5 protein-coding genes and 1 pseudogene are annotated in these 7337 nt (G+C 52.3%); 3 read left to right on the forward strand and 3 right to left on the reverse strand.

Annotated features, from left to right (window positions below):
* Positions 1 to 169: 169 nt before the first annotated feature.
* From VE954_RS24125 to VE954_RS44390, 3 genes and pseudogenes are all read left to right on the forward strand, one after another.
* Complete coding sequence (locus VE954_RS24125) at positions 170 to 907, forward strand: DUF4386 family protein (RefSeq protein WP_324957619.1); 738 nt, start codon at positions 170 to 172, stop codon at positions 905 to 907.
* Positions 908 to 962: 55 nt separating this feature from the next.
* Positions 963 to 1541 (forward strand): hypothetical protein, encoded by a 579-nt coding sequence (locus tag VE954_RS24130; RefSeq protein ID WP_324957621.1) that lies wholly within the window; start codon positions 963 to 965, stop codon positions 1539 to 1541.
* A 20-nt stretch (positions 1542 to 1561) separates the two neighbouring features.
* A pseudogene (locus tag VE954_RS44390) lies at positions 1562 to 1681 on the forward strand (Tn3 family transposase); the annotation flags it as partial.
* A 293-nt stretch (positions 1682 to 1974) separates the two neighbouring features.
* On the opposite strand, the gene VE954_RS24135 reads toward VE954_RS44390, so the two are convergent.
* The 3 genes from VE954_RS24135 to VE954_RS24145 form a co-directional block, all read right to left on the reverse strand.
* Entirely contained in the window at positions 1975 to 2172 is a 198-nt protein-coding gene (locus tag VE954_RS24135) for a hypothetical protein (protein WP_324957623.1), read from the reverse strand.
* Positions 2173 to 2696: 524 nt separating this feature from the next.
* On the reverse strand, positions 2697 to 6233 hold the full coding sequence (locus VE954_RS24140) for a M36 family metallopeptidase (protein ID WP_324957625.1): 3537 nt from the start codon (positions 6231 to 6233) through the stop codon (positions 2697 to 2699).
* Positions 6234 to 6742: 509 nt separating this feature from the next.
* Positions 6743 to 6964, reverse strand: coding sequence for a hypothetical protein (locus VE954_RS24145; protein WP_324957627.1), 222 nt, complete (start codon positions 6962 to 6964; stop codon positions 6743 to 6745).
* Positions 6965 to 7337: the final 373 nt, after the last annotated feature.

Genomic DNA, 7337 nt, shown 5'->3' on the forward strand with positions numbered 1-7337 from the left:
AGGTCTCTGGCTGATATGTCCATGCATTCTTGCATAGACTCCATGCTAGCATTGCCATTTCCAAAAATCCAGTTCCACTCGATAGTGTTTTGCAGGACACGTTCGGCGCACCAGGATGCAATTCACGTAAATCAATGGTTCAGGTAACAAGGGCGAAAGGGAAATGAAAATGAGATCTAAATCCCTAAAATTATTTGATATGGACCATACTATCGAACAGAGTGCTAACGCTGAGTACCCTCTATTAATCTTCGTATTGCTCCAAGCTGTTTTTATGTTCACAGCCGTATTCATTCTTTCCTCGAGCACTCAATGGCCACAGAGCTTGAGCTCACCCTCAGCGGAATTGATGCAGCTGATCCGCGATCATCCAGGGGAAGTGCGGCTGGGGTACCTATGCTATTTGATATCCACTGTCTTTTTTATTCCAATTGCCATGCTTCTTCATAGTGTCCTTGATATTGCGAAAAATCCAACACTACGCATTGCAACTTTCCTTGGTCTGGCTGGAGTTATTTTCAAAATTCTTGGCATACTGCGATGGTTGACAATTCAACCCTTTCTCGCAGGACTCAATTCAGATGCCACACACATGGAGTCGGTCACTCTGCTTTTTAAAGTGACCAATATGTACCTTGGAACGGTTGGCGAAGTTCTGGGAGTGATGCTCTGCATGGGCACCTGGACAGTTTTGGTAGGGACGCAGCTTCGATCCCGCTACCAAGGTATGAAGTATTTGGCGTTTCTTTCCACGCTTTTGGGAACGGTTACGGCCCTTGGGAGCGTCAGGCTCCTCGGCATCTCTTTGCCAGGTTGGTTTCTGACTGTGACAGGTGCCGGCTTCCAGGTTTGGATAATCATAATTTCTATCCAGATCTATCGACATCGAAAAGCCATAAACCTGTAATCATGGAATTCATGAATGCAGCACGAGACCGGACTTTCACTTAAGAGGACAATTTATGAAATTCAAGCAATTCCATGTTCAACTGCAAATTGTTATTCCGATGATCCTGTTTGCTCCGTTAGCCCTGGCCAATGAAACCGCTATTCTTTTCGGGTTGGGGCAGCCAATTCTCTTCAATGGCTACAATGTGGAGCTAAATTATTTGACTGAAAACTTGGTCTTCGAATATTCCCATGGCTGGAACCTGAATATTTCAAATTTCAAGGATGCGCTTACTGAAGAAGAGAAAAAGCAGGACCTCGATATACTCACACCTTTTTCAACAGGTGGCGGGATCGGCTATCGATTCACTGATCTCTTTCACGCTGCTTTGGAATATAAAGTGCACGAATTTGAGGTCTCATCACCAACAGTGGCGGAATTTTCCTATCGCACGCAGACGCTGGGCGTTGGGCTCTACTACAATTGGAAACCCTTCGAAGATTCAGGCTTCACAGTTGTTTCTGCTCTTCGCTACTGGCCGACGATAGCAACCAGTCTCGAAAACGATGAGAAGATTCTATCGAACGGTAGAGTGCATAAAGCTCACGGATTTGATGTGGCCCCCAATGTCAAAATCGGCTGGACCTTTTAAAAGGTTGTGTTGCAAAAAATCTCTGGTGCCTCGACGGTCTGCTTCAAGACCGTTCGGATATCCAGCCGGATATTCTGCACGGCGACACCCAGGCGCAGAGCGCGCCCGTCTTCGCGCTTTCGCAGGGCCCCGGAATGAATGCTTAATAATTAATCAAACCATCAATATTATTGACTAAAATAGGACTCCTGGGAGATGTAATCCTCCTCTTTGGGAGGCTTTTTAATGCAATCTGATATGGAAGGGATGGCCTTTTCCCTGGCCGGTCAATTCGAGGCGAGTGCTGACGTCAGAGGCTCACGCGGAAAAAGATATTCCCTCTCTTTTCTTCTCAACAGTGCAGCCTGTGCATGATGTGTGGAGCCCAGGGCTTCGTTCAGATCGCCGAATCGATATGTGCCCAGCCAAAATCCAAACTCCAAAGGCTTGGCAATTACAGGGATGGGAAGGGTTCGGCAAAGGTAGCCTGATCAACCGACACGGGGATATACTGGGTATCGTCATACGCGAGATGCACCTTTTGAACCGATTGAAATGTAACAATCGGCGTAACGTTCGGATAAACCCCTGCTATGGGCTTATAGCCAAGCAATGCCAGATCATCCAGCAAGGCAGCAAGTGCTGCACTCATGGCTGCAGGATTTCACCTGAACTGAGCCACCCTCTTTCAGGCTAACTGAGCCACCCAATTTCACGAAGTTTGAGCCGGACCGAAGGTCGCGTTCCCCTTGCTACACCGCTATTCTGCGCAGGCATACGAGCAGCTTGCGAAAGGTAGCGACATGGCTTCGAGACAAAAGGGAAAGACAAAGGGTCAAAGGGTCAAAGGGTCCGAGAATGATTCATGAAAGGTGGCCGCGAGCCAGGAGTAAAGACCAGCGAGATCTCGTCGACAAACACCTGCCTCGGATATCGCCAATCATGCACGAACATATCATTCCTCATGGCAGTTACGAGTTCAAAACCCTAGCGAGAACAGTGTATTAGGTCTAAACGCTCATGCGCAGCAGTTGATGAAATGCCGTCGTCATAGTCTCAATCCCGAATCTGCAAAAGGGGATCTGTTGGATAGAGCTTGCCGGCGATGAAAGCCGGCTGCTTTGACTAGACAGCCGGTTTGGTTCCGCCTAACTTTCAAGCGGTCGCTGGTATATTTCAACGGAGCGTGTTTGAACCCGGAGTACGTTTAGGCGCCTTATGGACTGTTACATTCGCTCTTGTCTGCGCAACTTCAAGACCGGTGCAGATGGACGTCTCGGGAACAATCGCCGGAAAAGGAGTGTTGTCAATTCCGCTGACACGAATGTCATCGATGTCCCAACCCGTCCCGGGGGAAGCGGCGTCTTTTGTCGAATCGGTACCGATTCGAAACCGAAGGCGCACGGCCTTTCCGGCGAACTGGGTTCCAAAGTTGAGGGTGACCTCGTCGCGGTTGGGGAATGACGGGTTCCTGCGTGCATAGGTCTTGCGGCCTGCAATCGGGTTGTCGGTCCCGCTTTTCAAATCCCCGGTGTATTGGGTCGTCGCACCGAGCTGCAGGCCATCGCTCCAGCTTGCACCATCGTCCGTTGACAGCTCGATCAGGCCGCCATCCATGAAATCCAGATTTTCGCTGCCATCCAGTTTGGGAGGATAGACTTTGGTTTTGAAATCGAAGCGGTGTGAGACGGTGACGATGAGGGCTTCATTTGCACTTGCGTTCAGGACCGGCGATACAAGCTGGGTGTCACCTGCGACTATTGCATCCCGGCCAAACCAGGAGTGCTTGCCAACCTGATTCCCCACACGGGACCAGCGTTTCTCAGCGTCCACCCCCGTCACCGTCCAGGGCGTGATCTCTGCCTCGACATCATCTGTCCGCGACGCGTTCGGAGCTTCGTCCTGACCTATCCGCTGCTCCAGGACGAGCTGCAAGGCATTTGTCGCACAGCCCGCGTCACCGGTGACTTCGATGGCAATCCTGAGTAATTCGCCAACCGGCATCGATGCGGAGGCCACAACCGGGATTTCGACCTCCGCTGTTCCGAAGGCGGCAAGGGCCGGAAGCTGGAAAGGTTTTCCGAAAGTGATTCCAGGTGTCGTCGTGGTCGGAGTCACCGTGATTCCTTCCACGCTGAGTACACCGCTGTTAACAAGTGTTACGCGAAGCGTGCCCGACTCACCCGGATCCAGGTAACTGTCCTTGTCACATGATGTGCCATCAACCCGAAGAGTGGGATCGCTCGCTTCAAGTCTGCCTGATACAGTCGTGCTCTCCACGACGCCTCTGGGTCTTTTGAAGTCACGCAGCGGTGATACAGCACAGGTTCCCGCGCCACGTGCCGCAAAAGCGGCGGCGATCAGAAGCATGTCGTCGCGATCGATAGCGGCGGTGGCGGCAAGAATTGCATCGCGGCCTTCCGTGTACGTGGCGTTGGGTGGGGTCAGCAACAAACCGGCCACCACGTAATCTGTCATCCGGCGACGACTGTCTTCCACGCCGTGAGCATCAATCAGCGCATGATAGGCCTCCCATAGCATGGTCGCCCAAACTTCGCCCGCATTGTGAATTTCAGAATTTTGGTAGGCGTTGGCGCCGGAATTGACAGGGCCCTCCGGCAAAGGATTGCCATCCTCGATGTGGCGAAAGCTTAAAGCATTTTTCTGGCGATCAATGCTATAGGGAAATCGTCGAATTCCAAAATATCCTGGGTCCTGGTAGCCCTCCTGGACCATGCCCTGCCCCGACATGGCATACGTGTTTAAAGCGAAGGTTCCCATGCGATCGTCTTCATCGCGCAGCATCATGTGCAGCGCGACGAAGTCACCCCAGCCTTCACTCATCGCCCGGCACTGATAATCTTCGCAGGATGTAAGCCGGGTATGCAGGTAATGGCCCCATTCGTGGGCCACGATCGTGTTGTCCAGAGCGGTGTCGCGTTCTGGACTTGAGCTCGACCGGCGCAGGGTAGCCCGGACAGCACCATGCGCAAGGGCGTTGATGAGTCCCTCGCTGTCGGCTTTGGCGATCATAAGCCCCGGAATCTCCTGGTTACCCCCCTGAAGCCTAAATGTCTGTTCCATAACGAAGATGACGCCAAGGGCGCCCGCTTTGAGTGCATTCTCCAGAGGAAGTTCACTGGCGCATCTTTCATCAAAGTCGACAATCGCAATCCTCCCCTTCACGTCGTTGACTATGGGTTCACAGCCATCCCCAGCCTTCTCAACTCCATCATCGACGAGGGAAAGGGCACCGGTGATTTCGAAGTTGCGTGGTCCGAGGGTAAAATATTCGGCTTTAAGAGTTCCGCCCAACCAGGTCACGTCAGCCTGCACTGCCGAACCGTAGAGGAATAGAAAAAGTTGTGGCGACAGGCCATCAAGAGGGGTGGTTATATAAGCATTATCACGCGCGCCGTCCGTCGCTCCTGCCTGAACATGAACAACAAGGCGATCGCCGCCGATCCCACCTCGACCATAATTGTCAGCCTGAGCATTTCCTGTTTTCTCCGTAAAACCCGAGTCGTAATACCAATCATGAAGCCAGTTGGTCACAAAAAAAGCATTGGTGATGGCAGCCTTCGACTGGTTGGGATTCTGGAGAGGCTCCTGCGTGAGGTCGTAGAGATAGTTGAGAATGCGACCGCTCCGGACTTCCGCGCGAATATCCCCTTCGCTGAAGCCAACCGGCGGCCGGATATCAGCGAAGGCTTCGACATTGTTTCCTGTCGCATTTGTTGCGTCAGACGGAAGCCATGGGTCACGGTTTGCGTTGAACGAATCCATTGCCACGAGGTTGGAGCTTACCAACCCTGGCAGTGAACCGTCGGGCATTCCCGTTGGATGGGGTGTGAAGCTCTGCATGGGACCATCAAAGGGTCGACGGTTCCCTGTTGATTCGGCAAAGACCCGATAAAGGAATCCATCTTTGTGTATGAGGTCGATTTTGCGTAAAAGCTGTCCATCTGCATCGCTCACGAGGAAGCGCCATGCAGCGATTTTGCCTTTTTTGTCTGAGATCACCTCAACCACCCAGGCGGGGATGAGTTCGCCGTCCTGGGCCAACCACTCTGCCTTCGCGCGAGCCTGCTGCACGTGGAACTCAGGCGTTGCCACGACCGCAAGGTGCTGATAGCCTTCCTTCGTTTCAATATTACTTATCCCCGGTCGGGCCCGAGTTTGGCCGTATACCTCATCGAGTGCTCGATTCAGGGCGTCACGGGCCGTCATTCGAAAGGAATCTCGCCCTTCGTTTTCGGATGACGAGAGGAGAGTTCCCGAGATTGCCGATAGTTGACCATCCGAGTGGAGCATGACGCGCACATCGCCTTGGTGCACGTCGATCTGATTGACCCGCTGGCGGAGAGTTACGACGGCGGATCCTCCCTGCAGTTTTTGAACTCCTCCACTGATAAGATCCGCCTGCTGCCCGCCGCTCATCCAAAGTGGTGCAAGAGTGGCGAGGTGCTCGCGCGCCGCCTGGTCGGGCGTGGCGCCTTGTGCCGCTTTCCTTGGCACGATCGCACGAACGAGCCTGGGCGTGCCGTGCTTATCTGAAGAAGCGATCGTCACACCAAAACGAGCAGCTGTCTTTTCACCAAGGCTGGGTGTGTGCAAGGGCCCTCGTGGCCTTTTAGACTTGTGGTCGGGTGAGCATGCTGAAGCGCCGACCAGTGCGCCAAGTATCAGCAGGGGAAGTCTAATCCGCATCATGGACAAAATCTCCTTTTAACGTCGTTGAAAACTCCGACGGCGAGGTGAGTAAGAAGTCAGTGCAATCAAAAGGCGTAATTGTCTCAAAAAAAGGATCAACTCCATCAAGCGTCGTAACCAGCGGTCAACTTGCGATTTTCATTTCCTTGAAGAGTCACAAGGCCCCTTCGGCAAATCATTGCTTTACCGAAGGAATCGACTTTTATCCGAACATAACGACAAGGTCTGCTATTGGGATACATGAACACGTTTGTATTTGCGATCCAAAATGCAGGATGGTTGCAAATGGTGTAATCATCAAGGAGAACGCCTGGCTCATCCTGAGGCTTTGTTGCGTTTACAAACTCTGAGTGCCTGTTGAAAAAGTTGTGACTCAAGGGTTTGGGTTGCAAATGGTGTAATCATCAAGGAGAACGCCTGTCTCATCCTGAGGCTGTGTTGCATTTGCAAACTCTGAGTGCCTGTTGAAAAAATTGTGACTCAAGGGTTTGGCTGGTTTTACTGATATGCTAGTGCGCAACCCTCGGACGAAGGCCCCCGATAAAATCCTGCCAGCCGAGGATGGCATCGATATACATTGGGCAGGCGGGAAGCCTGACCGGGTGGTCATTCCCTGTCACCATGTAGTTCAGATACTGAAGGATTTCGTCGTAGACCACCGCCTTGCCGCCCTCATCCGTGACTTCCTCGCTCATAAGGCGGCGCATGCTGATGACAGGCGCAAGATCCATTTCAATCTGCGCAAGGCTTTGCTCAAACTTTTCAAGATGCTTTGAGGCAAGGTCCTCCGCTTTGCCTTTGACCGGCTCGTCGACGAGGAACCTATAGAATTTGTCTCAAGGGCCAGGGACGGCATATAGGTGAGCATCAGGACCGGGATGGTCTCAAACTGGACACCAGCATTTTTGAAGATGCGGCGACGTCTTGATGAGGCTCTGTCGCAAAACTTTCAAAGGGTGAAGTAAGGTTTCGAGGGCATCACCCCCGGACGCAGTTATCCTGCAAGAGCGTAGAACTGCTCGAATGGAGTGGAGCCCTGGATATCAATCTGACCTTTTTGGATCATGGCCATCATCTCAATGCCGGCAATCGTTTTCGCTGTCG

This window comes from Oligoflexus sp. (assembly GCF_035638955.1).
Classification (GTDB): domain Bacteria; phylum Bdellovibrionota_B; class Oligoflexia; order Oligoflexales; family Oligoflexaceae; genus Oligoflexus.